Here is a 24,643-nt window from a genome sequence, read left to right as displayed (position 1 = left end):
AAACCTCAGTTGTGGCCTGCGGCACGCGCCAGCGCGGCATCGAGCCCCTCGCGTGTCGGATGCCGGAACCGTGCCGCGACATAGCCGTCGGGGCGAAGCAGATAGGCGGTGCCCGGCTCGGCGTCGTAGCGCGCGGCGGCGAGACCTGCAGAATCGGCCAGACCATCCTTGCCGCCAATCCTGATCGCGCCCAATCCTTCGGGCCGTTCCGGCATCGCACCATTGCTAAACTCCAGCAATGTGAACCGCGTTCCGGCCGAGATGAAGGCATCTGTCAGGAACGTCGACTCTCCGCCTGGGCCTGCAACGGGCGCATCCGCCATCGACGCGCCGGGCCGCGGGCCACCGCGCCACGCGTCGCGATCGGCGGTCGAAAGTGGGGTTTCGTAGGTCGAGGGCGTCGAGAGACGCCCCGCATTCACCATGCGCTTGCCGAACTCGGTTTCCTTGGCGAGCGACAGCACCGCCTTGCGCAACCGCGCCTCCTGGTGCGAGTTGGGCGCCATGAAATCGGTCGAGCGGGTGGACTCGCGGATGTTCTCGTCGGCTGCCGCACTACGTTCGGTATGATAGCTCTCCAGCAGCGTCTCGGGCGAGGTGCCCCGCAGCACGCGATCGAGCTTCCACGCCAGATTCTCGGCGTCCTCGAGCCCGGAATTGGCGCCGCGGGCGCCGAACGGCGAGACCTGATGCGCGGCATCGCCGGCAAAGATGACGCGGCCATGGATGAACTTGTTCATCCGCCGGCACTGGAACTTGTACAGCGAGATCCATTCGAAATCGAACTTGTCATGCCCGAGCATGCGCGCGATCCGGGGCCGCACGTTCTCCGGCAGCTTTTCAACGGCGGGATCGGCAAAGCGATTGAGCTGCAGGTCGATCCGCCAGATGTCGTCGGGCTGCTTGTGCAACAGCGCGGAGCGCCCGGCATGGAACGGCGGATCGAACCAGAACCAGCGTTCGGTCGGAAACGCCGCCGTCATCCTGACGTCGGCGATCAGGAATTGATCCTCGAACACTTGCCCTGCGAATTCCGCGCCCACCATTTGCCGCAGCGAGGATCGGGCGCCGTCGCAGGCAATGACGTATTGCGCATTCACGCGATAGGGACCGTCCGGCGTCTGGATCGTCAAAGCCACATGGTCGTTGCGCGGCTCGAGCCCCGTCACCTTGTTGCGCCAGCGCAGGTCGATGGCAGAGAGTTCCTCGACGCGGTCGACCAGGTAGGCCTCCGCATAGAATTGCTGCAGGTTGATGAAAGCCGGCCGCTTGTGACCCTGTTCCGGCAGCAGGTTGAACTGGTAGAGTTGCTGCTCGCCGTGGAAGATCTTGCCGACGCTCCACACCACGCCCTTGTCGACCATGCGCTGGCCGACGCCAAGGCGGTCCCAGAATTCGAGCGCGCGTTTTGAAAAGCAGATTGCCCGCGAGCCCTCGCCGATCCGGTCGGCGTCGTCGAGCAGCACCACGGATTGGCCGCGCTGCGCCAGATCGATCGCCAGCGACAACCCCACGGGACCGGCGCCGACCACGACAATCGCGTGTTCGGCGACGTTCGCATCCGCCCGATCCTGATCGGGGTGGCGACGATAGCCGAATTGGGTATTAGTCAGTGCCATGCGGGCTCGACCCTGTGACTAGCCAAGGACGTGCGACCCTGCTAAATTAGTCGCATCTGCAACTATCTTAAACCCCGAGCCGGGCCCGGCGTCAACTCAAATTGGAGCGATTTTGCCAAAGGCGTCTTCAAGCGAAGTGGCTGCCGGCCCGCGAGAAGAGAGCGCGTCGAAGCGAAGCGCCAGGCTGGATCTGTTCGGATTCGTCCCGTTCCGCCTCAACCGGCTCGCCGCTGAGGTCAGTTCGGCGCTCTCGGTCGAGTATGCGACGCGCTACGGGCTCGATATTCCGGAATGGCGCGTGCTGGCGACGCTCGGCTTCCGCCACGATGCCTGCAGCGCGCAATTCATCGCCCAGTGCACCCGCACGCATAAATCCACCATCAGCCGCGCGGTCACCGCGCTGATGAAGCGGCAGATCGTCGAGCGCGTCGAGAACGAGGACGACCGCCGCGAATTCCGCCTGCGCCTGACGCGCAAGGGCGCAGCGCTTTACGAAGAACTGATCCCGCGCCTGTTGCGCAAGGAGCAGGAAATCCTGTCATGCCTCTCCGCGCAGGAGCGGCGCGATTTCGCGCGGCTGCTCGGCAAGATCGAGCAGAGCCTCGATCTGGTGCAGACCAGCGAAGAGGCGGACGCGAAAGAGGCGTATTGAGGTGCGTGTATTTGATGTCCAGTTTCGGGGGGAACCGGGCCCTCCCGCGATTGCCGCTCGCAGGTCCACAATAAAGTGTTAGGCTCCTCCTTGTCCCAGCGACGTGCTTTGCCTGGTCGTTCGGAGGACGCTGTGACGGAGCACCGGGTTCAGAGGCGACTAGCGGCGATCCTGGCCGCTGACGTGGTTGGTTATTCCGCGCTCATGGAACGCGCCGAGGAAGCGACCTATGCTGAGTTCGAACGGCTCAAGCGAGAATTGATCGAGCCGAGCCTCTCCCGCCACCAAGGACGACTCATCAAGACAACGGGTGATGGCGCGCTGGCCGAGTTCGCGAGTCCCTTGGCCGCCACGAGATGCGCGGTGGAGATACAGGATCATCTCGCCTCTGGCAGCAGTTCCCTGAGGTTGCGCGTCGGGCTCAACCTTGGTGACGTTATTGTTGGGCAAGACGGTGACCTTTACGGCGACGGGATCAACATTGCGGTCCGGCTGGAGGGGATCGCCGATCCGGGTGGCATCCTGATGTCCGAGAAGGTCTACGGCGAAGTCGAAGGCAAGCTGGACGCCGGCTTCGAGGACCGGGGCGAACAGCAGCTCAAGAACATCGCCAAGCCGGTCCGCGCCTACGCGGTGCGCGCGGGAGCGCATAGCGCGCTGACTGCGAGGATAAGCGCGGCTCCTCCACTTCCAGACAAGCCCTCCATCGCCGTGCTGCCGTTCGAGAACATGAGCGGCGACCCCGAGCAGGAGTATTTCGCGGACGGAATGGTTGAAGAGATCACGACGGCGCTTTCGCGGTTTAAGTGGTTGTTCGTGACCGCTCGCAATTCGAGCTTCACCTTCAAGGGCCGAGCCGTCGACATCAAGGAAGTCGGGCGCAGACTTGGCGTGCGCTATGTCCTTGAGGGGTCTGTGCGCAAGGCGTCGGGGAAAGTTCGCATCACAGGGCAGTTGATTGATGCGCTTACAGGCGCGCACATATGGGCAGACAGGTTCGAGCGCGACCTAACTGACGTTTTCGCTCTCCAGGACGAAGTGGCGGTCGCCGTTGTCTCAGCCATTCAGCCAAAATTGCTTCAAACAGAAATTGCACTCGCGACGCGGCGGCGACCAGAGAACCCCACCGCATATGATTTTTTTCTCCGTGCTATGTCGCAGTTCTACCTAACGACCCGCGAAGGGTTGGCCGAGGCGATAGGACTGGCTCATCGCGCTTTGGAACTGGACCCTCGGTTCGGCTTCGCCGCTGCTCTGGTAGGTGCCTGTCATATGCGAAACGTCATTTGGGGTTATGCTATCGATCCTGAATTCGAGCGCAAGGAAGCGGTTCGGCTTCTTCACTTGGCATTGAGCATCGATGATGGTGATCCAGATACGTTAGCATGGGTTTCCATAACCTCGGCGTTCATGGTCGGCGATGGCGAAAGTGAGATCGAAATGGCAGACCGGGCGGTTGCGCTCAACCCAAATTCATTTAACGCATGGAACTGCAGAGGCTGGGTCTTGAAAGTTGCCGGGCTGCCGGAGGAAGCGGTCCGGAGCTTTGAACGTGCCATTCGCATGAGCCCGGTAGATCCGCTGCTACACCGGTCGTTTGTTGGGATGGGATCGGCCTTTATTGAGCTTTGTCGCTTTGACGAAGCCATCGCCGCAGGGAAGAAAGCCGTTCGTCAGAACCCCTCTGCGGCATCAGCTTATCGCTGTCTCGCGTCCGCTTTCGCCCATCTCGGACGTGATGCGGAGGCACGTGAGGCGGCGGCGCATCTCCTTGAGACCGATCCCGCCTTTACAATATCCGCGTGGATCGCCCGGGGCGGCCAATCAAACTCGAAGCTGTTGATTGAGGGGCTTCGGAAAGCGGGGCTGCCCGAATGAGCCTGTGCACGCTTGTGCCGACGAGGTGATCGAATAGAGCCCCTTTTTGCTGCGGTGCATGAGTCAGCAATTGGCCCCAACCGGCCGGCCCCGCCTGCGACCACGTCGACATCAGCAAAGCCAGGCGAGATTGGCGCTTTTGACCCACTGCGACTCCGACGGCCTTCGCCAAGGCGAGCCTCGATCTGGTGCAGACCAGCGAAGAGGCGGACGCGAAGGAACCTTACTGACCGGCTCACTTCACCGCCGTCACCACGATCTCCACGATGTGCGGCGGTTCGAGATCGACGCCGATGCAGGCGCGCATCGGCGGATTCCTGGTATCGACCCATTCGTCCCAGGCGCGGTTCATCTCGCTTTTGCGCTTGATATCGGTGATATAGACGATGGCCGAGAGAATTTTGCTCTTGTCCGTGCCGCAGAGCGCGAGGCTTTCGTCGATGCGGGCGAGCGCCTTTGCACTCTGCTCGTACATCGAGGAGCTGACCGGATCGGGCGCGACGGCCACCGTGAAAACCAGATCGTCGTGAGCGACGGCGCGGCTGCGGGTGGGCGTGAGCCCGGCAAAGCGAGTGATCATCAGGAATCTCCGGTTAGCGGCCACCAATATGCTTCGCGATGACAGGGAAATAATTGTCTCCCGACCCGGCATCGATGGCTTCCTGCAACACCTTAGCCATCAACTCCGCGCCGCGAATCCTGATGCCCGCGTCGGACGCCAGCTCCAGCGCATAGGACAGATCCTTCAGCGCATATTCGGTTGAAAACGCGCGCTCCGGAAAATTGCCCGGCACGATCGCCTTCATGCCGTGATTGCGCAGCGCAAAGCTGTCGGCCGAGCCCTTTGAAAGCGTATCGAGCAGCAGCTTCGGATCGACGCCATTATGCCTGGCGACCGCAACCGCCTCGGCCAGCGCATTGACGGTCTCGAACAGCACCATGTTGTTGAGGATTTTTGTGACCTGCCCGGCGCCGACCTCGCCGCAGAGCGTGACATCGGTGGCAAAGCAGCGGATCAGAGGCTCGATATCGGCGTAAAGCGCGGACGTCGCTCCAACCATCACGCTGAGCGTGCCATCCTGCGCCGCCTGACGCGTGCGCGCGATCGGCGCATCGGCCCAGGACGCACCCTTGGCCTGCAATTGCCCGGCAAAATCGCGGGTCTGGCTGACCGACGACGTGCCGAGATCGACGACGACCTGCCCGCTCCGGATGTTTTTCAGAATGCCGTCGCCTTCGAACACCGCGCGCACATGTTTGGCGCTCGGCAGGCACAGGAACAGTAAATCACTTTGCTTGATCACGTCGGCAACAGAGCCCGCGATCTCGGCGCCCTCGGTACGCAGCCGCGCCAATGGCTCCGGCGACAGATCAAAGGCAAGGATGCGCTTGCCGCTCTTCTTCACGAGGTTGCGGCAGATCGGTGCGCCCATCACGCCGAGGCCGATGAAGCCGACAGTCTTGTATTCTCGCATCGTTTTCTTGAACCTATTTCACGAACGATCGCGAAGGCTGCAAATGCAGCGCGAACGCATCGACCTTGTCGCTGGCGCGCGGATAGATCTCGCTGACGATCGGATCGTGGCCGGGGATGAAACGGTCGGGATGGCCGGCAAGGCGTTCGACGATTTCCCAGCCCTGCGCCATGTCGCCGACATTGTAGACGATCGGAAATGGGCTGCGCTTCTGCAGATTGGCGTAGTAATGCGCCGCATCCGAGGCCAGCACCACCGGCCCGCGCGCCGTTTCCACGCGCACCACCTGCAATCCGTCGGAATGGCCGCCGACGCGATGCACCGTCACGCCGGGCGCGACCTCGCCATCGCCGGAATGGAAGGTGACGCGCTCGCCGTAGACATGGCGCACCATCGTGGTGACGTGCTCGACCGAAAATGGATGGCGCAGCATGCCGTTGCACATGCAGCGCCCGGTCGCGTAGCTCATCTCGCGGTCCTGCAGATGAAACCGCGCGTTCGGGAAGCGGTCGAGATTGCCGGCGTGGTCATAGTGCAAATGGGTGACGATGACGTCCTTGATGGTGTCGGCCGAAACGCCAAAGTCCGCCAGCGCGTCGACCGGATTGAGGCTAAGCTTGCGCGAGCGCGCCCTCGCCTCTTCGGCATTGAAGCCGGTATCGACCAGGATGTCGGGGCCGGCCCCTCGGATCAGCCAGACGAAATAGTCCAGGTCCTGCGCCGTGGTCTCGTGCGGATCGGGGACCAGAAAATTCAAATGGGGGGTGCGCGGCGACATCGTCGCATAGCGCAACGCGTAGATTTCGTAGGCATTTCCCATCGGTGTCACTTTTTTCTTGGATGTTTGGATTGGCCGATGCCGGCAACAAGCCATTGTCATCCGCAAAGGTCAAACGCGGCGCGCGAATGACAGCCGCGCGACAGTTCGGCACGCTATGTGAGAGGGATCACATTGCCGCCCGCGAAGGTGGTGACTCAGCATTGGCGGCGATAGCCATAGAGTCGAGGACTGCGGCGTACTGCATACCCCGCTTTCGCGGGGTATGCCGATCAGGTCCGGGACACGAAGCCGGGTATCTGCGCGAAGGGGTTGTCGGCCTGATTGGGAACCGTTTGCACCGGCCAAACCGCACGCTGTGGTTCTGTCGCAACGGACGCTTTTATTCGGTTCGTCCGCCCCGCCCCTGTCGCGGTCAATTGTCGCAATTAGTGACGACATCGCAAGCGGTTGACGGGCAGCGGGCGTGGTTTGATAATGCCGAAAGCGTAGAGTAAGGTCGCCGCGGCGCGAGCTGGCATCGGCGCTATTTTGGCTGGACTGCCGTGATCTGGACTGCCGTCATTATGAAAATCCGCCTCGCATTGCTCCTAACTTTGTTCTTTTCAGTCGCGTCGGTAGCCCCGTCGTTCGCAGCCGGTGAGCGCTACGCGCTGGTCATCGGCAACGCGAAATATCCGGACGCCGAGGCGCCGCTGAAGGAGCCGATCAACGATGCGCGCGACATCGCCGAAGAGCTCAAGCGCGACGGTTTCAATGTCGATATCGGCGAGAACCTGACCGGCGAGCAGATGCGCCGCGCCTTCGAGCGCCTGTATGGCAAGATCAAGCCGGGCTCCGTCGCGCTGATATTCTTCTCCGGCTTTGGCGTGCAGTCGAGCCGCCAGAGCTACATGATCCCCGTCGATGCCCAGATCTGGACCGAACCGGACGTCCGTCGTGACGGTTTCAGCCTCGAAACCGTGCTGGGGGAGATCAACAGCCGCGGCGCCGGCGTCAAGATCGCGCTGATCGACGCCTCCAGGCGCAATCCGTTCGAGCGCCGGTTCCGCAGCTTTTCCGCCGGCCTTGCGCCGGTGATTGCGCCGAACGGCACGCTGGTGATGTATTCGGCCGCGCTCTCGTCGGTCGTTTCCGACAATGGCAGCGACCGCAGCCTGTTCGTGAAAGAGCTGCTGAAGGAAATCCGCACCCCCGATTTGATGGCGGAGGAAACGCTGAATCGCACCCGCGTCGGCGTGACCCGCGCCTCGCGCCAGGAACAGGTGCCGTGGATTTCGTCGTCGCTCGCCGAGGATTTCTCCTTCATCCCCAGCGGCTCAGGCCCGCGGCCGGCGAGCCCGCCGCCGCCGACTCCGGTGGCCACGGCGCCGGTGCCGCCTCCTGCGCCTGCCCCCACCCCGGTGGCCGCACCGACACCTCCGCCCCCGCCTCCGCCGCCCGCGGCGGCGAAACCGGTTGAAGCCGCGATTCCGCCGCCCCCGCCACCGGCCAAGCCGGCGGAGAGCCCCAGTCCGATAGCGGTCGCGCTTGCCGACGATCCGACCATCAAGAGCCTGACCGCCAAGCTCAACGACAATCCGGACGATGCGGCCGCGCTGTACCGGCGCGGGCAGGTCTATGCGAGCAAGGGCGCCTACGAACTCGCCATCAAGGACTTCAACAATTCGCTGCGGCTGAACCCGAAGGATGTGGAAGCCTTCAACAACCGCTGCTGGGCGCGCACGGTGATCGGCGACCTGCAGGCGGCCCTGAAGGATTGCAACGAGGCGTTGCGGCTGCGACCGAATTTCGTCGACGCGCTCGACAGCCGCGGCCTCGTCAACCTGAAGAGCGGCCAGAACAAGAATGCAATTGCTGATTTCGACGCGGCGCTCAAGATCAACCCGAGATTGACGTCGTCGCTGTATGGTCGCGGCCTGGCCAAGAAACGCAACGGCTCGATTTCGGAAGGCGACCTGGATATCAACAATGCGAAGGCGATGGACCCCAATATCGTCAAGGAATTCGCCGATTACGGGGTGCAGTGACGATTTTTTTTGGATGAAGGCTGGCGGCCCCTCGAACCCTGTGGCGGGGCGTCCAGACTAAGGTAAAGCAGCCGGCCGCAATCAGGGTCTGGCAGCCAATTTGGATGACGTTGGAACCGCGTGGGAAGCCCGCAGGAGGGGACTGTCAATGGCAAATATCTCGGCAGCGAAGACCTTCACCGCAATCGTCTCGGTTGCGGCGCTCGGCGCCGCAATTTCCTTCAGTGCGGAAACCGCCCTGGCCCAGGACAAGAACGTCACCGAGGACCAGATCGTTCGCGCGCTGGCGCCGGAAAAGAAGCCGCTGACCCGCGGCCTTTCTACCGGTCCGCAGACCGTCGTCGACCCGGCAGTAACCGCCGCCGAGGGCAAGTTCGTCCAGAAGATCCGTGGCCGCTCCACGCGTTCGCTTTCGAGCGCCGAGCGCGAGGAGATCGCCGCCATCGTCAAGGACAAGCCGAAGATCGATCTGGAGATCAACTTCGACTACAACTCGGCCGATATCAGCACGAAGTCGCTGCCGTCGGTTCAGGCGCTCGGCCGCGCCCTCACCAACAATGATCTCAAAGGCTCGACCTTCGTGGTCGCGGGCCATACCGATGCGGCCGGCGGCGAAACCTACAACCAGGATCTCTCCGAGCGCCGCGCCGACGCGATCAAGCGCTATCTCGTCGACAAATATGGCATCAACGGCACCGACCTCGTCACGGTCGGATATGGCAAGAGCAAGCTCAAGGATCCGAGCCAGCCGATGGCCGAGGTGAACCGCCGCGTCCAGGTCGTGAACATGGAAAACAAGGCCACGGCGTCGAACGCAGCCAAATAAGGCTTTGCAGGCAAGGGCGTGGCGCCGACCAATAGTTTCCGGTTACAATACGTCCCGCAGCACCCGTGCGGGACGTATTCGTTTTGGCTCCATTGCAGGTCGTCGGCCGGCCTGACGCGCCCTGTTTGTTTTGACTTCCAGTCTGGATTGATCCGGCGATGAAATTCTCCGAATATCTCAAACCTGCGCTCGGAGTGGCTTTCGTTGCCGCTCTGGCCGTCGGCTATTACTGGTTCGAGCACCGTCCGCGCGCCGAAGAGAAAGACACGCCGGGCCAGGCGCTGGTGATCGTGACCAAGTCCACCAATGCCTGCTTCTCCGACATGGTGCGGGTCACCGGCTTTATCGTGCCGCGCCGCGAGGCCCAGGTCGGCGTCGATCAGGAGGGCTCCAGGGTCACCGACCTGTTCGTCAAGGAAGGCGACACGGTCACCGAGAATCAGGAGTTGGCGCGCCTCACCGCGCCGCCGCAGCAGCCCGGCGCTCCCGGCGGCCGACAGGGCCCGATCTCGCTGCGCGCGCCCGCTGCCGGCCTCGTCACCGAAGCCAGGACCGCCATCGGAGCGCCGGCCTCGCCGCAGGCAGGCCCGATGTTCCGCATTTCCGTGAACAATGAAATCGAGCTCGAGGCCGAAGTGCCGAGCGTTCATCTGCTCAAGCTCAATCCGGGTGCGACGGTGCGCATCAGCCGCGACGACGCGCCCGACGTCGTCGGCAAGGTCCGGCAGATCTCGCCGCAGATCGACCGCACCACCCAGCTAGGCAAGGTCCGGATTTCGCTGAACAACAATCCGTCGCTCAAGGTCGGCATGTTTGCCCGCGCCAATATCGACGCCAAGCGCTCCTGCGGCGTCGCCGTCCCGCGCACCGCCATCGACCGCCTGACGCTGCAGGTCGTGAAAGGCAACACCATCGAGACGCGAAGAGTGCGCGTCGGCCTGACTTCCGAAACCTCCACCGAAATTCTTGAAGGCCTCGACGTCGGCGAAACCGTCGTGGCCGATGCTGGCACCTCGCTGCATGACGGCGACCAGATCAAGATCATGTTCGCCGACGAACTCGAGCGCACGCGGGCACGCTAATGGCTTTGAATATCTCGGCATGGTCGATCCGGAACCCGCTGCCTTCGATCGTCTTCTCGATCATTCTTTTGGTACTGGGCTGGGTCAGCTTCACCAAGCTCGCGGTGACACGGCTGCCGAGCGCCGACATCCCCGTGATTTCGGTCGCGGTCGCGCAATTCGGCGCTGCTCCCGCCGAGCTGGAAAGCCAGGTCACCAAGACCATCGAGGACGGCGTATCCGGTGTCGAGGGCGTGCGGCATATTTCGTCGTCGATCACCGACGGCCTGTCGGTGACCACGATCCAGTTCGCGCTGGAGACCAACACCGATCGCGCGCTCAATGACGTCAAGGACGCCGTCACCCGTGTACGTTCCAACCTGCCGCAGAACGTCAACGAACCGCTGATCCAGCGCGTCGACGTGATCGGCCTGCCGATCGTCACCTATGCCGCGATCTCGCCCGGCAAGACGCCGGAGCAGCTTTCCTATTTCGTCGACGATGTCGTCAAACGCGCGCTGCAGGGCGTGCGCGGCGTGGCGCAAGTCGAGCGCATCGGCGGTGTCGAGCGCGAAATACTCGTCTCACTCGATCCGGACCGGCTGCAGGCGGCGGGGCTCACGGCCGTCAATGTCAGCCAGATCCTGCGCGGCACCAATGTCGACCTCGCCGGCGGCCGCGCCGAAATCGGCAAGAACGACCAGGCGATCCGCACGCTTGCCGGCGCCAAGACCCTGAACGAACTCGCCGGCACCATGATCCCGCTGTTCGGCGGCGGCGAGGTGCGGCTCGACGATCTCGGCACCGTCACCGACACCATCGCCGATCGCCGGACTTTTGCCCGTTTCAACGGTGAACCCGTGGTGGCGCTCGGCATCAAGCGCTCCAAGGGCGCCAGCGATGTGGTGGTCGCCGACGCCGTGCAGAAGCGCATCGAAGCGCTGAAAGCGGCCTATCCCGATGTCGACTTGAAGCTGATCGACACCTCGGTCGAATTCACCAAAGGCAATTACCATGCCGCGATCTCGACACTGTTCGAAGGCGCGATCCTCGCGGTCATCGTCGTCTTGCTGTTTTTGCGCGACATTCGCGCAACCATCATCGCCGCGATCTCGCTGCCGCTGTCGATCTTCCCGGCGTTCTGGGCGATGGACCTGCTCGGCTTCTCGCTGAACCTGGTCTCCTTCCTCGCCATCACGCTGTCCACGGGTATTCTGGTCGACGACGCCATCGTCGAGATCGAGAACATCGTGCGCCACATGCGCATGGGCAAGTCGCCCTATCGCGCGGCCCTCGAAGCGGCCGACGAAATCGGCCTCGCGGTGATCGCGATCTCGCTGACGATTATCGCGATCTTCGCGCCCGCCAGCTTCATGTCGGGAATCGCCGGGCAGTTCTTCAAGCAGTTCGGCATCACCGTGTCGGTGCAGGTGTTCTTCTCGCTGCTCGCCGCGCGCTTCGTGACGCCGGTGCTGGCCGCCTACTTCCTGAAGGATCACCCGCATGAGGACCCGCCGCCCGGACGCATCCTGCAGGTCTACACCAGGCTCGTGACCTGGTCGGTGAAGCACTACTTTATCACGGTATTGATCGGCTTTGGCGTCTTCGCGGCTTCGATCTGGAGCATTACGCTGCTGCCGCAGGGCTTCCTGCCCGCGCAGGACACCGCGCGCTCGCTTCTGGCGATGGAGCTGCCGCCGGGCTCGCAGCTCGCCTATACCGAGAAGGTGACGGAGGAAATCGTCGCCCGCCTGCGCAAGCGGCCCGAGGTGAAGAGCATCTTCGTCGATGGCGGAAGGGTGCCGCCGGGAACGCAGGAGGTGCGGCGCGCCGCGCTGATCATCAATTACACGCCGAAGGCCGATCGCAAGATCACCCAGCGGCAACTCGAACTCGAGATCGGCCAGGAACTGGAAAACGTTCCGGACATCCGCTTCTGGTTCCTGGACGAAAACGGCCTGCGCGCGATTTCGCTGGTCGTGACCGGCGTCGACAGCAACATCGTCAACAACGTCGCCAGCGAGCTGGCGACGCAGATGAAGCGGATTCCGATTATCGCCAACGTGATTTCGGAAACCTCCCTCGACCGGCCCGAGCTGCGCATCCGGCCGCGCGCCGAACTCGCGGCGCGGCTTGGCGTCTCCACCGAAAGCCTGTCGCAGACAATTCGTGTCGCCACGATCGGCGACGTCGGTCCGGCGTTGGCGAAATTCGATGCCGGCGACCGTCAGGTGCCGATCCGCGTCCAGCTCGAGGACAGTGCGCGCAGCGACCTGCAGATGCTGCAGCAATTGCGGGTGCCGCTCGGCCAGCGCGGCGAACGCGGCGGCGTGCCGCTGTCGGTCGTCGCCGACATCCAGCTCGATCAGGGCCCGACCAGCATCAACCGCTACGACCGCGAACGGCAGGCCACCGTCGCGGCCGATCTTGTCGGCAACGCAGCGCTCGGCGACGCCACCAAGATGATCTACGACCTTCCGGTCATGAAGAGCCTGCCGAAGGGCGTGAAGGTAAGCCCTTCGGGCGACGCCGAAAGCCTCAACGAATTGTCGGAAGGCTTTGCCACCGCCATCACCGCCGGCCTGATGATGGTCTATGCGGTGCTGGTGCTGTTGTTCGGCACGTTCCTGCAGCCGATCACCATTCTGTTCTCGCTGCCGCTCTCGATCGGCGGCGCGATCGCTGCACTGCTGCTGACCGGCAAGCAGCTCACGACACCGGTGTGGATCGGCATTTTGATGCTGATGGGCATCGTCACCAAGAACGCCATCATGCTGGTGGAGTTCGCGGTCGAAGCGATCCGCGAAGGCAAGAAGCGCGACGAGGCCATCATCGACGCCGGCATGAAGCGCGCGCGCCCGATCGTGATGACGACGATCGCGATGGCCGCGGGCATGATGCCGTCAGCGCTGGCGATTGGCGCCGGCGGCGAATTCCGCTCGCCGATGGCGCTCGCCGTGATCGGTGGCCTGATCTTCTCAACCATCCTGTCGCTGGTGTTCGTGCCGGCGATGTTCATGGTAATGGATGATCTCGGCGCGCTGTGCTGGCGCTTCGGCAAGAAGCTGATCGTCTCCAGCGCGGAGACCGAGCCCGCCGGCCACCGATCGGATCATCACAACGAGCCGCCCGCGAAGGGCCCGCCCGCGGTGCCGCCGGCGATGTCGCCTGCGGCGAAATAGGGGCGGCCCTGCACCGGCTACCTATCGTTCTTCCACGCTCTTCGAGAGGTATGCCGGATGTGCAGAATTTCTATCGCGTCTCGCACCCGATAGAAGTTCCTCGCGCCGTCAGCAGATCGTTCTCTCAAGTATTCGATTATTCGCTCTCGATCGGAGAAGGCAGCGGGCGTATAGCGTATCTTCATCCGCCGCGGCGCTCGTCGGCTTCGGTAACGATCTCGTCAGACACGAACTCCCCGCGATCGGCCTCAGCCAACCCTTTCCCGACCGCCGCTCGCTCATCGTCTGACATCGAGTAGACGCCGGTCCGACGCGCCTCGATTTCTCGGGCGTACTCGGCAAGTTCCTGCTGATCCTCCACGGGCCAGGTCTCGGCGTGCTCGATCACTTCTTTGAGTATCCTATTCATATGGTCATCATATCACAGCAGGTCATGGTTGACGAAGGAGGGAACCTCACTCGTTCCTTGCCACCGCCGTCAGCTTGGTCATGTTCTGCAGCAAGATCCGGCCGCGCTGCAGGTCCAGAATGCCGTCCTTGCGCCAGAGCTGCAGTTGACGGTTGACGCTCTCGCGGGCGGCGCCGACGAAGACGCCGAGTTGCTCCTGCGAGATGTGCACTTCGGAACCGAAGTCAGAGGCGAGTGCGCAGAGCCGCCGCGCGAGGCGAACCGGCAGCGGCTGCAGCACGGATTCCTCCATCCGCTCGCTCTGCCAGCGGATGCGCTGGCATAACAGCATCATGATCTTGATCGCGACCTTGGGCTCGCGTTCCAGGAAGGCCAGGAAATCCTCGCGCCGCAGCACGAACAGTTCCGACGGTTCGCCGGCGGTGGCGTCCGCGGTGCGGCTCTGGCCGTCGAGGACGGCGACTTCGCCGAACAGATCGCCGGGGCCCATGAAATTCAGCGTCAGGCGGCTACCGTCGGAGGCGCCCGTCTCGATCCGGATCTGGCCGCGCCGGACCCCGTAGAGGGCGTCGCCGGCATCGCCTTTCTGGAACAGCATTTCGCCGAGGCCGAGCTGCTCGGTGTGGCAAAGGCCGGAGATGCGCTGCAATTCGTCAGCGCCCAGATCCGCAAACATCGGATTCATTTTCAAAATGACCGCAAATTCGGCCTGTTTGCTCATTGTACTACCTTCCAAAATCAGCCCGTACCCGCCCCCTCAGGCCGTTAGCAAGATTCCGACGCCCACGAGTGTGTCATAAGTCACATAACTTTGCAGTACCCCCGGAATATTTTTGGCTTCTTTGGGCCCCACCCCCTTTCCGGGATAAGCTCGCCTGACCGGTTGCGCCCGCGTCTGGCGCCGCCGAAATAAGTGCCGTTTGCGCGGTCTGGAATGTCGATATGAAAGCACTGAAACTTGCCGGCGTCGCCATTGCCGCCGTGATCGTCGTCATCGCGTTGTTGCTGGTGATCGGCATCCCGTCGGGCTTCCTGACGGCGCAGATCCAGGAGCGGGTCGAGCGTGAGACCGGCTACAAGCTCGCCATCAATGGCGGCGCCAAGATCGGCCTGTGGCCATCGCTCAACATCACGCTGAACGATGTCACGCTGCAGAATCCGAACGACCGCGACATCAACCGCCACTTCGCGGCCGCAAGTATCGAGGCGGACGTGACGCTCGCGAGCCTGTGGGCAGGCAAACCGCAGATCACCGACCTCGTCATCATCCGCCCGGTGGCGAATTTGCCGCTGCGACGCGAGCGCGACAGGGAGGCCAATCCTCCCCCGAAGCCCGCTGCCGGCAAGACATCCGAGGCTTTCTCGATCGAGCACATCAGCATCACCGGCGGCACCATCGTATTCTCCAACCTGCGCGACCGCGTCGAGCGCAGGATCGAGACCGTCAACGCTGACATCACCATCGATTCCGACCGCAAGGTCGTGCTGACAGGCAGCGCCCGCAGGGACGGCTATCCGCTGAAATTCGAGATCAAGGCGGCACCGCCCGCACCGCCGATCGAGCGGCAGAATATCCCGGCCGACATCAAGATCGACGCACCCGACCTGTTGCGCACCCCGCTCACCGCCAAGGCTGAAGTCCGGCTTAACGGCTCCGTCGTGATGATCAACGGCGTCACCGGCGCGCTCGGCGACGCCGCGTTTAACGGCTGGGCCTCGGTCGATCTGTCGAGCAAGCCGCTGGTGAAGCTCGACCTCGATTTCCAGAAGCTCGCGGTCGCGATGACCCGCAGCACCGGCAGTTCCGCAGGCCAGCCCTGGAGCAGTGCAACGATCGACATCAACGGCCTCAACTATGTCGATCTCCAGGCCCGCATTTCCGCGTCCGAACTCAAGATCGGCGACGCGCGCTTCACCCCCGCCGCGATCGACGCCACGCTCACAAGCGGCGTCCTGAAGGCGCAGGTTTCCAACCTCGGCGCCTATGACGGCAACGCCAATGGCGATCTGACCGTCGACGTTTCCACCGCCAATCCCACCTACACGATGCGGGCCGACCTCGCCGGCGTGCGCGCGCTGCCGCTGTTGGACGGCCTTGCCGACTTCAACAGGATCGACGGCAAGATGCAGGCGAAGGTCAGCGTGCGCTCCTCCGGCACCAGCCAGCGCGCGATCATGTCGAACATGGCCGGCACCGCCTTTGTCGTGTTCCAGGACGGCGCCATCAAGGGGCTCAACGTCGCGCAGATGATCCGCTCGCTGACGGCGAGCACGCTGTCGGGCTGGCAGGAGAGCGAGGAGAAGGCGACCGACCTTTCGCAATTGTCGGCGTCGTTCAAGATCGACAAGGGCCAGGCGCAGACCACCGATCTCAATCTGGTCGGCCCGCTGGTCAAGATGACCGGCGCGGGCACCATCGACCTCGGCACCAAGCAGATCGGATTCCGGGTCGAGCCGAAGCTCGTGATGACCACCGAAGGCCAGGGCCGCGCCACCGATCCGGTCGGGCTCGGCATCCCCGTGATGATCGCGGGCCCGTGGGGGAGCCCACGGATCTATCCGGAAATGCAGGGCATCCTCGACAATCCCGACGCCGCCTATGCCAAGCTGAAGGAGATGGGCAAGGGCCTGTTCGGCCAGAACGGCGGCGGCCTCGGGGCTGCGATCGGCAGCCTGCTCGGCGGGCAGCCGGGGACGGCCGGCGGACAACAAGGCGGTGCGGCCGGCAGCCAGCAGCCGGGCAATCCGCTCGGCGGCCAGCTCGGCGAGACCCTCGGCAATCTCCTGCAGCAGGGCCTGAGCGGATTGAATCAGAGCCAAGGCCAAGGCGGCGGCCGGCCGAGCGGCCAGCGGAGCATCCCGAGCCGCACCTTGCCGGCCGAGGCGCCGACCGAGGCCGCCCCGGCTGAGCCCGCCCCTCCCATACCGCCGAGCGATGCGACCGCCCAGCAGGACAGTCAGCCAATGAACGAGGTCTTGCGGCAGTTGTTCAACCGGTGAAGCTGCCACTCCCTCGCCCCGCTCTTTTTGTTCAGACCGGGGCGAGGTTAAGCAAGCCCGGCCACGACGAATCCCGCGATTCCTGCCTATAATCGGGGCTAACCATGTGGGTGGACGCACAATCCCGCCCCCCCAATTCGTGCTAAACAGGGCCCTCATGCCGGGGCTGCCGAGACAGGCCGGCGCCAATGACAAACCGACGCGCGCGCGAGGCTGTGGCGCACGAGGGTCCGGATGAACGAGGTCAAGGACAGAACCGGGTTCCTGCGCGAAGGCCTGTTCGCCAAATACGTCGTCGCGCTGGTCGGCCTCGTCGTGTTCGTGCTGGCGGTCAACGGCGCGATCGAAATCTGGATCACCTATCGCGGCATCAAGAGCTCGCTCAACGACGGCATGTCGGAGAAGGCGGAAGCGACCGCCAAGCGGATCCAGCAATCGCTGTCCGACCTCGAGCGGCAGATTTCCTGGGTGACGCGCGCCTCCTCCAACACCACCGACCTCCGACGCGCCGACTACGCCCAATTGCTGCGGCAGGTGCCGCAGGTCAGCCAGCTCTCGCTGCTCAATGCCCAGGGCCGCGAACAGCTCCGCATGACGCGCCAGACCGTCACGCTCGACAGCAACGCCGATTTCTCCCGCGACGTCAGGCTCACCGAAACCATCCCGCGCGGCACCAGCTTCGCGCCGGCTTACTTGCGCGGTGAGCGGCCGTTCATGTCGATCGCGCTGCCGCATGCCGATGGCAGCATCACCGTCGCCGAGATCGACCTCGACTTCCTGTCGGAGTTCCTGATCGACGCCCAGGTCGGCAAGGTGGCGTTTGCCTATGTTACCGATTCCAGGGGCGACGTGCTGGCCGCCTCCTCGAACGGGCCCGAGGTCGGCAGGAATCTGTCGACGCTGCCGCAGGTCGCAGCCGTCAGCAGGCCCGGCGGCGTGGCGCCGGCGTCGGGCAAGGATGCCAAGGGCAACGCCGTGCTGACCACATCGAGCCTGGTGCCGAAGCTCGGCTGGCACGTGTTCTTCGAGCAGGAGACCGCGCAGGCGCTGACGCCGATCCGCGATCAACTGATGCGAATCGCGCTTTTGATCGCGCTCGGCCTCGTGGTCGCGATCATCGCCGGCACCATCATGGCGCGCCGCATGCTGGTGCCGATCACGGCGCTGCAGGCCGGCGCGCGGCGTCTCGGCGCCGGCGATTTCGGCCACCGCATCGAGGTGAAGACGTCGGACGAGCTGGAGGAGCTGGCGAACCAGTTCAACGGCATGGCCGGGCAGCTCGCCGCGACCTATTCCGGCCTCGAGGAGAAGGTGAAGGAACGGACGCGGGATCTGGCGCAATCGATCAACGAGCTCAAGGTGCTCGAGGAAGTCGGCCGCGCGGTCGCCTCCTCGCTCGACCTCAACGCCGTGCTGCCCACGGTCGCCGCGCGGGCGCTGGAAATCACCCATGCCGACGCCGTGCTGATCTACGGCTATGACGCCGGCAACCACCAGTTCAGCCTCGCCGAATCGATCGGCATCGACAAATCGGCCGAAGGCGGCCACCGCGCCATCGACGCCGACAACTCCCCGCTCGGCGAGGCCGCCACCACGGGCGAGCCGATCGCCATTCCCGATCTCGGCGCGGCGCCCGAACATCCCTTGCGCGACGTCGCGCTCGAAGCCGGCTTCAACTCGGTGCTGGTAGTGCCGCTGGTCGACCAGACCGGCATACTGGGCTCGCTGGTGGTGCTGCGGCAGAATGCCGGCGAATTCTCCGACAATCTGATCGGGCTGATGAAGACCTTTGCGCACCAGGCGGTACTGGCGATGCGCAATGCTCGGCTGTTCACGGAAGTGGACCACAAGAGCCGCGAGCTCTTGGCCGCCAACGACATCGTGCGCGAGCAGGCCGACAAGCTGCAGGAGCAGACCGACCAGCTCAGGGACTGGAATCGCTCGCTGGAGGAACGCGTCGAGACCCAGCTCGGCGAGATCGAGCGCATCCGGCGGCTGGAGCGCTTCCTGGCGCCGCAGGTGGCGCAACTGATCGCCTCCTCCGACGGCCATGAGGGCCTGCTCGACAGCCACCGCCGCGAGGTCACGGTGGTGTTCTGCGATCTGCGCGGTTTCACGGCGTTCACCGAGACCACCGAGCCCGAGGAGGCGATGAACGTGCTGCGCGAATATCACGCCGCCCTCGGCGAACTGATTTTCAAGTATGAAGGCACGCTCGACCGCTATGCCGGCGACGGCGTGATGATCCTGTTCAACGCGCCGATCCAGTTCGACGACCACACCGCGCGCGCGGTGCGGATGGCGGTCGAGATGCGCGACACCATCGGCGGGCTGACCGACAAGTGGCGCAACCGCGGCCACAATCTCGGCTTCGGCATCGGCATCGCGCTGGGCTACGCCACGCTCGGCCAGATCGGCTTCGAGCAGCGGCTGGAATACGCCGCGATCGGCAGCGTCACCAATCTGGCGTCGCGGCTGTGCGACGAAGCCAAGGCGAACCAGATCGTGGTGAGCAGGCGCGTCTACGGCATGGTCGAGCCGTGGGTGGAGGGCAAGCCGATCGACGATCTGAACCTGAAGGGATTCAATCATCCGATTTTGGCGGCGGAGATTTTGAGCTGGCGCGAGGAAGTCGACAATGTTGTCGATGCGGCCGCGGCCGCGGCGCGGATGAAGAAAAAATCTTAGTCGTCCCTGCGAACGCAGGGACCCATACCGCGTGATCTATCGGTGAGACGCGGTAGCTGACACTCTGCTCCCAACAACCGCCGGTGGCTATGGGTCCCTGCGTTCGCAGGGACGACGATGAGTGTGCCGCACGCTCGCCTCACATTTCAAACAGCAGCAATCTTCCCGCGGCGCCACGCGCCCGGGGATTTGCATCATTCATTCGCCCTCCGAAAATTCAGAGGGCGCAGGGAAAGCCGGGTGCCCTCAGCACCCGCGATCGTGCGCAGAAATGCACACGGGTGACCGCAAGGTGCGCCGGACCACCCGGCCTTCCCTGCGCAATGGTTTTACGGCTTATAACGCGCTCTCCCTGGAGACGAATTCCTCTTGCCTCCATCGCTGACGAATTGACGATCCACCGAAGCCCGGTTGGGCCCGACCAATCTCCATCAGCTTGACACCAGCCACGGGTGCCAGGACCACACGCCTTTGCCGTCCGCGGCTTCCTCCACCAAAACGCTTCGACCGGCTCATGTGCTGCCGACCGAAATTCCGGCGAAGGCGTTTAAGCGCCGGTCGTCTGCGCGCCGGCCGGCCGCTCACGGAAATCCGCCCTGCGACCCCTCGCGCGCCCGACGCTGCCGCGTCCATCGCATCCCGCACCCAACGTCCGTGACGATCGCGATACGCCCCTCTGAACAGGACGGGATGCGCGGAGTTGTAAGGGTGATTTGGGTCAATCGGAAAGCGAATTATTTTTGCGGAAGATCGCTTTTTGATTTGCGCTGTCCGGCAAATCAGTGCTGGGCAGTCTCATTGGCCTTCGATCATGCAGGAAAGGGCGCCGTGCTCCATCCGTGCATATAATCAAGCTAACGGATACGCGGCACCCGCACGAGGAGCGATGCATTAGTTCTTAGTCCCGCTGTACCCTCGGGCCAATGAATTGAATTATCTCGTCCGCAAAGTAGGCGCCCTGCACTTGTTGGCCTTGTGCCAGCTTCAAGACTCGTATGTGGACGTCCTGGCCCGGCTGCGGCCGACATACTGACAAGACGCCGCACCCGCCCGTCAGTGCCAACCCGGCTGCTGCATTCGCGCGCGAGTCTGCGCCAGTTCTTCGAGCCTGCTCTCGATCTCGGAGCGGGTCATCGCGAAATCCTGGAGCTGGCGGTCGTCGAGCCTGTGCAGGGCGGCGCGCGCGGCGTGGCGCTCGTGGCGCGCGATCACCGCCGCGAGGAAGCGGTTGATGAGACGGCGCAGGCGCGCCAGCAAAACTGCAGTTCGCCAGGCAAATGGCCTGGAGTCTTCTCCGTTCCGATTGAATCGGAACGGGGCTCCAGATTTTTGATTTGACGCGTTTTCTTGACGCGAACCGGTCCCCACTTCGCTGGAAAACGCTCTGGTGGCGGAGGTCGGAATGGTGGTCAGCATCGTCATGGCTATTTTCTTTCAAAAGCAACCGGAACCCGGTGAGCTTGCCGGTACCCTTTCTATCGAAGGCCTGCTGCCAGCATGGTGTCAGCAGGCTTCGGCGCGGCGACGAGCACCGGACACGGCTGCGTGAACGATCAAAATGAGGAAGCGATGCGCCGCACCGCCGGCAGGGCCAGCCCGCTGGCGATGCAAGGCGCCGCGCGTCAGGCCACCTTGCATCCGGCCGCGAGCTCCTTGACGGCTTCCGTGGTCAACGACTGACCGCCGACGCCCCAATCGCCGCTCGCGACTTCGGAAATCTTGACCCAGGTGCCGCCGCGCATGTTCTCGCCTTCGATCGACACCATGGCGTCGGTGAGCTTGCTGATCATCTGGCGCTTCTGCTCGGCATTGAACACGTTCTCGATGACGTGAACCTCTATCAACGGCATGCTGTTCTCCTGCTCTTTTTTTGACGCGTTTTCTTCACGCGAACCGGTATCCACTTCGCTTGAAAACGCTCTGGACCTCGCGGAAACGAGGGCAGCGTCAACATGCCCGTTACGGTCGGCCAAGACTTTCAGACAGCTGTGATTTACCGTCCAGTTCGGCTTGAGATATCGCCGCGCAGCGATTGCAGATCTCAATTATCGCAAGCCCGCGCGCCGAAACCCTTCCACGTAATGCGCCTTGTCCGCGTCGTGCTCGAACGGCAGTTCGCCGGCCAGCCAGGCGAGCGTGACGTTGGGCTGGGCGCGGCGGAGGCCCTCGAGGGCTGCCTTGGCGGCGTCAGCGCCGCCGGCCATGCCGAGGGAAGCCGTCAGCACGCGGTGAGCGCCGACAAAATCGGTGCGGTGCCGCAGCGCTTCACGCGACAGGCGGATCGCCTCCGCGTAATTCTTGCCGACATACTGGCAATAGGCGGCGACGCCGCAATAGATCGCGGCAAAGGGATCGCGGGGAGAGAATTTCAGCGCCTCGCGCGCAGCGCGATCACCCTCCTCCCAGCGCCCGCGATAGGACAGCGCAACGCCGTAAACGCCGCGCGCCGGCGAAAAACTGGGATTGAGCCGCAGCGCCAGCTCGAATTCGGCGATGCAATCATCGAAGCGCCGGTTGAACAAATAGACGCTGGCGAGCGCATAATGCGCCCACGCGTCCTCGCTGTCGGCCCGGATCGCCGCCAGCGCCGCGCGTTCCGCGACCGGGACGGCGCTTGCCATTTCCTGCCAGCCCATATGAGCGCTGAACGTATGGCAAGCCGCCAGCAGGCTGAGCGCCTGGCCGTAACCGGGATCGACACTGATCGCCTTTTCCAAAAGCGCCTGCGCGACCAGATTGTCCTGCCGCGTCACGCGCCAGTAATGCGACAGCGCTCGCATCACCAGGTCCCACGCATCCATGTTGTCGGGCGTCTTGCGCCGGGCCCGAAAATCCTCGGCGGCGTAGAGTTGCGGCTCGATCGCCGCGACGACGGCCTGGGTGATTTCGTCCTGCACGGCGAAAACGTCGGCGAGATCGCGGTCGTAGCGCTCCGCCCAGAGGTGACTGCCGGTCGCCACGTCGACCAGCTGGGCCGTGATGCGCACATGGTCGCCGTCCTTGCGCACGCTGCCTTCGACGATGTAGCCGACGCCGAGCTCTTCGCCGATTCTTTGGTGGTGGACGGATTTCTGCTTGTAGATGAACGAGGAATTCCGCGCGATCACATAGAACCAGCGCAGCTTCGACAGCGCGGTGATGATGTCCTCGCTGATGCCTTCGGAAAAATATTCCTGCTCCGGCTCGCCACTGAGATTGGCAAAGGGCAACACCGCAATCGCGGTGCGATCGAGCGGCGGGAGTGGCGGGTGCAGTTCGCCCGTGGAATCGAGCGGCTGCAGCGCACCCGCGTGCGCTTCGCCACCGTTCGCGGCTTTCGGCTGCACGTCGCCGACGAAGCGAAAACCTTTTCGCGCCAGGGTGCGGATCACGGCTTGATCCTTGCCGCTGTCGCCGACCGCCCTGCGCGCGGCGTTGATCCGGCTCGTCAACGTGGATTCGGAGACGATGCGGCCATCCCACACCGCCTCGATCAGATCGTCCTTGGTGACGACGTGGTCGCGGTTTTTGACCAGGTGAACCAGGAGATCGAACACCTGCGGCTCGACCGCCACGCTCTCGCCGCCGCGGGTCAGTTCGCGAAGGTCGACATCCAGCACATGGTTGGAAAAGTGAAATTGCACGGCTTCATCCCGGTTAAATCATCACAGATCACTTTGTCCCGCACTTGTTTGAGCATGATCTCCGGGCAACGCGTTCCGCGCTCGTCCCGAGGGAAAACCGGTGCCCACTTTTCCGGATCATGCTCCCCGGAAAGGTAGAGCGAATTTGCCGTCAGGAACGTGTGAGAAATCTCACAGGAAAAGAAATCTCACTGAAAAATCAGGATCGTCTCAAGGCAAAATCAGCCCGGCATCACAGTCTTTAGGTCCTGACAGGGCCATGTTCGGTTCATCGCAGCCCCATTCCGTGGCTGCATGACACGGGAGGAGACACTGATGGCAGCCCAGACCGCGATCGCAGCGAGTCCGACCCAAGCCGATTCTGCCCCACCTGCCCCCGATCTTGCCGCTCTCAAGACGCGTCAACAGGCCGCATGGTCGTCCGGCAATTACGCCATTGTCGGCGCGACGCTGCAGATCGTCGGCGAGGAACTCTGCGAGGCGCTCGATCTCAAGGCCGGATCAAAAGTGCTTGATGTCGCCGCCGGCAATGGCATGGCGAGCCTTGCCGCGGCGCGGCGGTGGTGCGACGTCACCTCGACCGACTACGTGCCGGCGTTGCTGGAGCGCGGCCAGGCGCGCGCCGCGGCGGAAGGCATGCCAATCGAATTCAGGGAAGCCGACGCGGAAAACCTGCCGTTCGACGATGGCAGCTTTGACACGGTGCTTTCCACCTTCGGCGTCATGTTCACGCCGAACCAGGACCGCGCGGCCGCCGAGCTGATGCGGGTCTGCAAGCCCAAGGGACAGATCGGCCTGGCGAACTGGACGCCGGAAGGTTTTATCGGACAGGTCTTCAAGACGCTCGGCAAATATCTGCCACCCCCCGCCGGCACCAGGTCGCCGGCGCTGTGGGGAACACGCGCGCGGCTGACTGAAATGTTCGACGCGGGGGCGCGCGCGATCAGAGCGGAATCGCGCCTGTTCAAGTTCCGCTATCGCTCGCCGGCGCACTTCCTTGACGTGTTCAAAACCTATTACGGCCCGGTGCTGAAAGCGTTCGCAGCGCTCGACCCGGCGAAACAGGAAGTGCTGCATAACGATCTGCATGCCCTGATCGTCCGCATGAACAGGTCCGGCGACAGCACCATGGTCGTGCCCAGCGAATATCTCGAGGTCGTCATCACCAAGCGGTGAAACCTCGCGCCAGAAAAATGCCAGCGGGGCCATTGGCGCGGCTCCGCTGATGGCGTCCCGTCTAAGAATCAGCAATTTTCCGATGACCAATGTGATTCAGATTTCGCGCCCAGGGCGCGGCAGGGAACGCGAACAGGCTTGCGTCGTGGCCCTGCATTGCTCGCTCGGCTCGGGCCGCCAGTGGAAGACGCTCGCCGATGAACTCGGGCGCAGCCATCGATTTTTCGCCCCCGATATTTCCTGCTA

19 protein-coding genes are annotated in these 24,643 nt (G+C 63.5%); 10 read left to right on the top strand and 9 right to left on the bottom strand.

What is annotated here, in order from left to right; translation table 11 throughout:
* Positions 1-5: 5 nt before the first annotated feature.
* Entirely contained in the window at positions 6-1,619 is a 1,614-nt protein-coding gene (locus tag JQ624_RS16940) for an FAD-dependent oxidoreductase (protein ID WP_212420043.1), read from the bottom strand.
* 136 nt (positions 1,620-1,755) lie between these two features.
* On the opposite strand from JQ624_RS16940, the gene JQ624_RS16935 reads away from it, so the two are divergent.
* Positions 1,756-2,271, top strand: coding sequence for a MarR family transcriptional regulator (locus JQ624_RS16935; RefSeq protein ID WP_312014439.1), 516 nt, complete (start codon positions 1,756-1,758; stop codon positions 2,269-2,271).
* A gap of 204 nt (positions 2,272-2,475) precedes the next feature.
* The gene (locus tag JQ624_RS16930; protein ID WP_249129867.1) at positions 2,476-4,149 is read left to right on the top strand and encodes an adenylate/guanylate cyclase domain-containing protein; all 1,674 of its coding nucleotides are present in this window, start codon (positions 2,476-2,478) and stop codon (positions 4,147-4,149) included.
* Between the two features lie 235 nt (positions 4,150-4,384).
* On the opposite strand, the gene JQ624_RS16925 is transcribed toward JQ624_RS16930, so the two are convergent.
* The 3 genes from JQ624_RS16925 to JQ624_RS16915 are packed head-to-tail and all read right to left on the bottom strand — an operon-like array spanning position 4,385 to position 6,444.
* Positions 4,385-4,729 (bottom strand): RidA family protein, encoded by a 345-nt coding sequence (locus tag JQ624_RS16925; protein WP_212420041.1) that lies wholly within the window; start codon positions 4,727-4,729, stop codon positions 4,385-4,387.
* Positions 4,730-4,742: 13 nt separating this feature from the next.
* The gene (locus JQ624_RS16920) at positions 4,743-5,624 is read right to left on the bottom strand and encodes an NAD(P)-dependent oxidoreductase (RefSeq protein WP_212420040.1); all 882 of its coding nucleotides are present in this window, start codon (positions 5,622-5,624) and stop codon (positions 4,743-4,745) included.
* Between the two features lie 13 nt (positions 5,625-5,637).
* Positions 5,638-6,444 carry an N-acyl homoserine lactonase family protein gene (locus tag JQ624_RS16915; RefSeq protein ID WP_212420039.1) on the bottom strand — a complete coding sequence of 269 codons (807 nt, stop codon included), beginning with the start codon at positions 6,442-6,444 and terminating at the stop codon, positions 5,638-5,640.
* Positions 6,445-6,968: 524 nt separating this feature from the next.
* On the opposite strand from JQ624_RS16915, the gene JQ624_RS16910 reads away from it, so the two are divergent.
* The 4 genes from JQ624_RS16910 (at position 6,969) to JQ624_RS16895 (ending at position 13,501) form a co-directional block, all read left to right on the top strand.
* Entirely contained in the window at positions 6,969-8,432 is a 1,464-nt protein-coding gene (locus JQ624_RS16910; RefSeq protein WP_212420038.1) for a caspase family protein, read from the top strand.
* Positions 8,433-8,580: 148 nt separating this feature from the next.
* Positions 8,581-9,258, top strand: coding sequence for an OmpA family protein (locus JQ624_RS16905; protein ID WP_212420037.1), 678 nt, complete (start codon positions 8,581-8,583; stop codon positions 9,256-9,258).
* Between the two features lie 158 nt (positions 9,259-9,416).
* Positions 9,417-10,340: an efflux RND transporter periplasmic adaptor subunit gene (locus JQ624_RS16900; protein ID WP_212420036.1), complete on the top strand. Its 924-nt coding sequence runs from the start codon at positions 9,417-9,419 to the stop codon at positions 10,338-10,340.
* The gene (locus tag JQ624_RS16895; protein WP_212420035.1) at positions 10,340-13,501 is read left to right on the top strand and encodes an efflux RND transporter permease subunit; all 3,162 of its coding nucleotides are present in this window, start codon (positions 10,340-10,342) and stop codon (positions 13,499-13,501) included. Before JQ624_RS16900 ends, JQ624_RS16895 begins: the two co-directional genes overlap by 1 nt.
* A 181-nt stretch (positions 13,502-13,682) precedes the next feature.
* On the opposite strand, the gene JQ624_RS16890 is transcribed toward JQ624_RS16895, so the two are convergent.
* Both JQ624_RS16890 and JQ624_RS16885 read right to left on the bottom strand, forming a co-directional pair.
* Positions 13,683-13,889, bottom strand: a complete 207-nt coding sequence (locus JQ624_RS16890; protein ID WP_212420034.1) for a hypothetical protein — start codon at positions 13,887-13,889, stop codon at positions 13,683-13,685.
* 67 nt (positions 13,890-13,956) lie between these two features.
* Positions 13,957-14,631, bottom strand: coding sequence for a Crp/Fnr family transcriptional regulator (locus JQ624_RS16885; protein ID WP_108522260.1), 675 nt, complete (start codon positions 14,629-14,631; stop codon positions 13,957-13,959).
* Positions 14,632-14,852: 221 nt separating this feature from the next.
* On the opposite strand from JQ624_RS16885, the gene JQ624_RS16880 reads away from it, so the two are divergent.
* Together JQ624_RS16880 and JQ624_RS16875 are read left to right on the top strand one after the other, a co-directional pair.
* Complete coding sequence (locus JQ624_RS16880; RefSeq protein WP_212420033.1) at positions 14,853-16,910, top strand: AsmA family protein; 2,058 nt, start codon at positions 14,853-14,855, stop codon at positions 16,908-16,910.
* A gap of 234 nt (positions 16,911-17,144) precedes the next feature.
* On the top strand, positions 17,145-19,598 hold the full coding sequence (locus JQ624_RS16875) for an adenylate/guanylate cyclase domain-containing protein (RefSeq protein WP_212420032.1): 2,454 nt from the start codon (positions 17,145-17,147) through the stop codon (positions 19,596-19,598).
* 1,053 nt (positions 19,599-20,651) lie between these two features.
* On the opposite strand, the gene JQ624_RS16870 is transcribed toward JQ624_RS16875, so the two are convergent.
* On the bottom strand, positions 20,652-21,020 hold the full coding sequence (locus JQ624_RS16870) for a DUF1127 domain-containing protein (protein WP_212420031.1): 369 nt from the start codon (positions 21,018-21,020) through the stop codon (positions 20,652-20,654).
* Here JQ624_RS16870 and JQ624_RS16865 point away from each other — a divergent pair.
* On the top strand, positions 21,001-21,147 hold the full coding sequence (locus JQ624_RS16865; protein WP_212420030.1) for a hypothetical protein: 147 nt from the start codon (positions 21,001-21,003) through the stop codon (positions 21,145-21,147). The genes JQ624_RS16870 and JQ624_RS16865 overlap by 20 nt on opposite strands.
* A gap of 73 nt (positions 21,148-21,220) precedes the next feature.
* Here JQ624_RS16865 and JQ624_RS16860 read toward each other — a convergent pair whose 3' ends face one another.
* Positions 21,221-21,448, bottom strand: a complete 228-nt coding sequence (locus JQ624_RS16860) for a tautomerase family protein (protein WP_212420029.1) — start codon at positions 21,446-21,448, stop codon at positions 21,221-21,223.
* A 195-nt stretch (positions 21,449-21,643) separates the two neighbouring features.
* Positions 21,644-23,221: a winged helix-turn-helix domain-containing protein gene (locus tag JQ624_RS16855; RefSeq protein ID WP_212420028.1), complete on the bottom strand. Its 1,578-nt coding sequence runs from the start codon at positions 23,219-23,221 to the stop codon at positions 21,644-21,646.
* 315 nt (positions 23,222-23,536) lie between these two features.
* Here JQ624_RS16855 and JQ624_RS16850 point away from each other — a divergent pair, with 315 nt between their 5' ends.
* The gene (locus JQ624_RS16850; RefSeq protein ID WP_212420027.1) at positions 23,537-24,397 is read left to right on the top strand and encodes a class I SAM-dependent methyltransferase; all 861 of its coding nucleotides are present in this window, start codon (positions 23,537-23,539) and stop codon (positions 24,395-24,397) included.
* Positions 24,398-24,643: the final 246 nt, after the last annotated feature.

Origin of the sequence: Bradyrhizobium sp. AUGA SZCCT0283, from assembly GCF_018130385.1 — a bacterium.
Lineage (GTDB): Bacteria > Pseudomonadota > Alphaproteobacteria > Rhizobiales > Xanthobacteraceae > Bradyrhizobium.
Note: the sequence above shows the minus strand (reverse complement) of the source record. Positions and strands in the feature narration are given on the sequence as shown.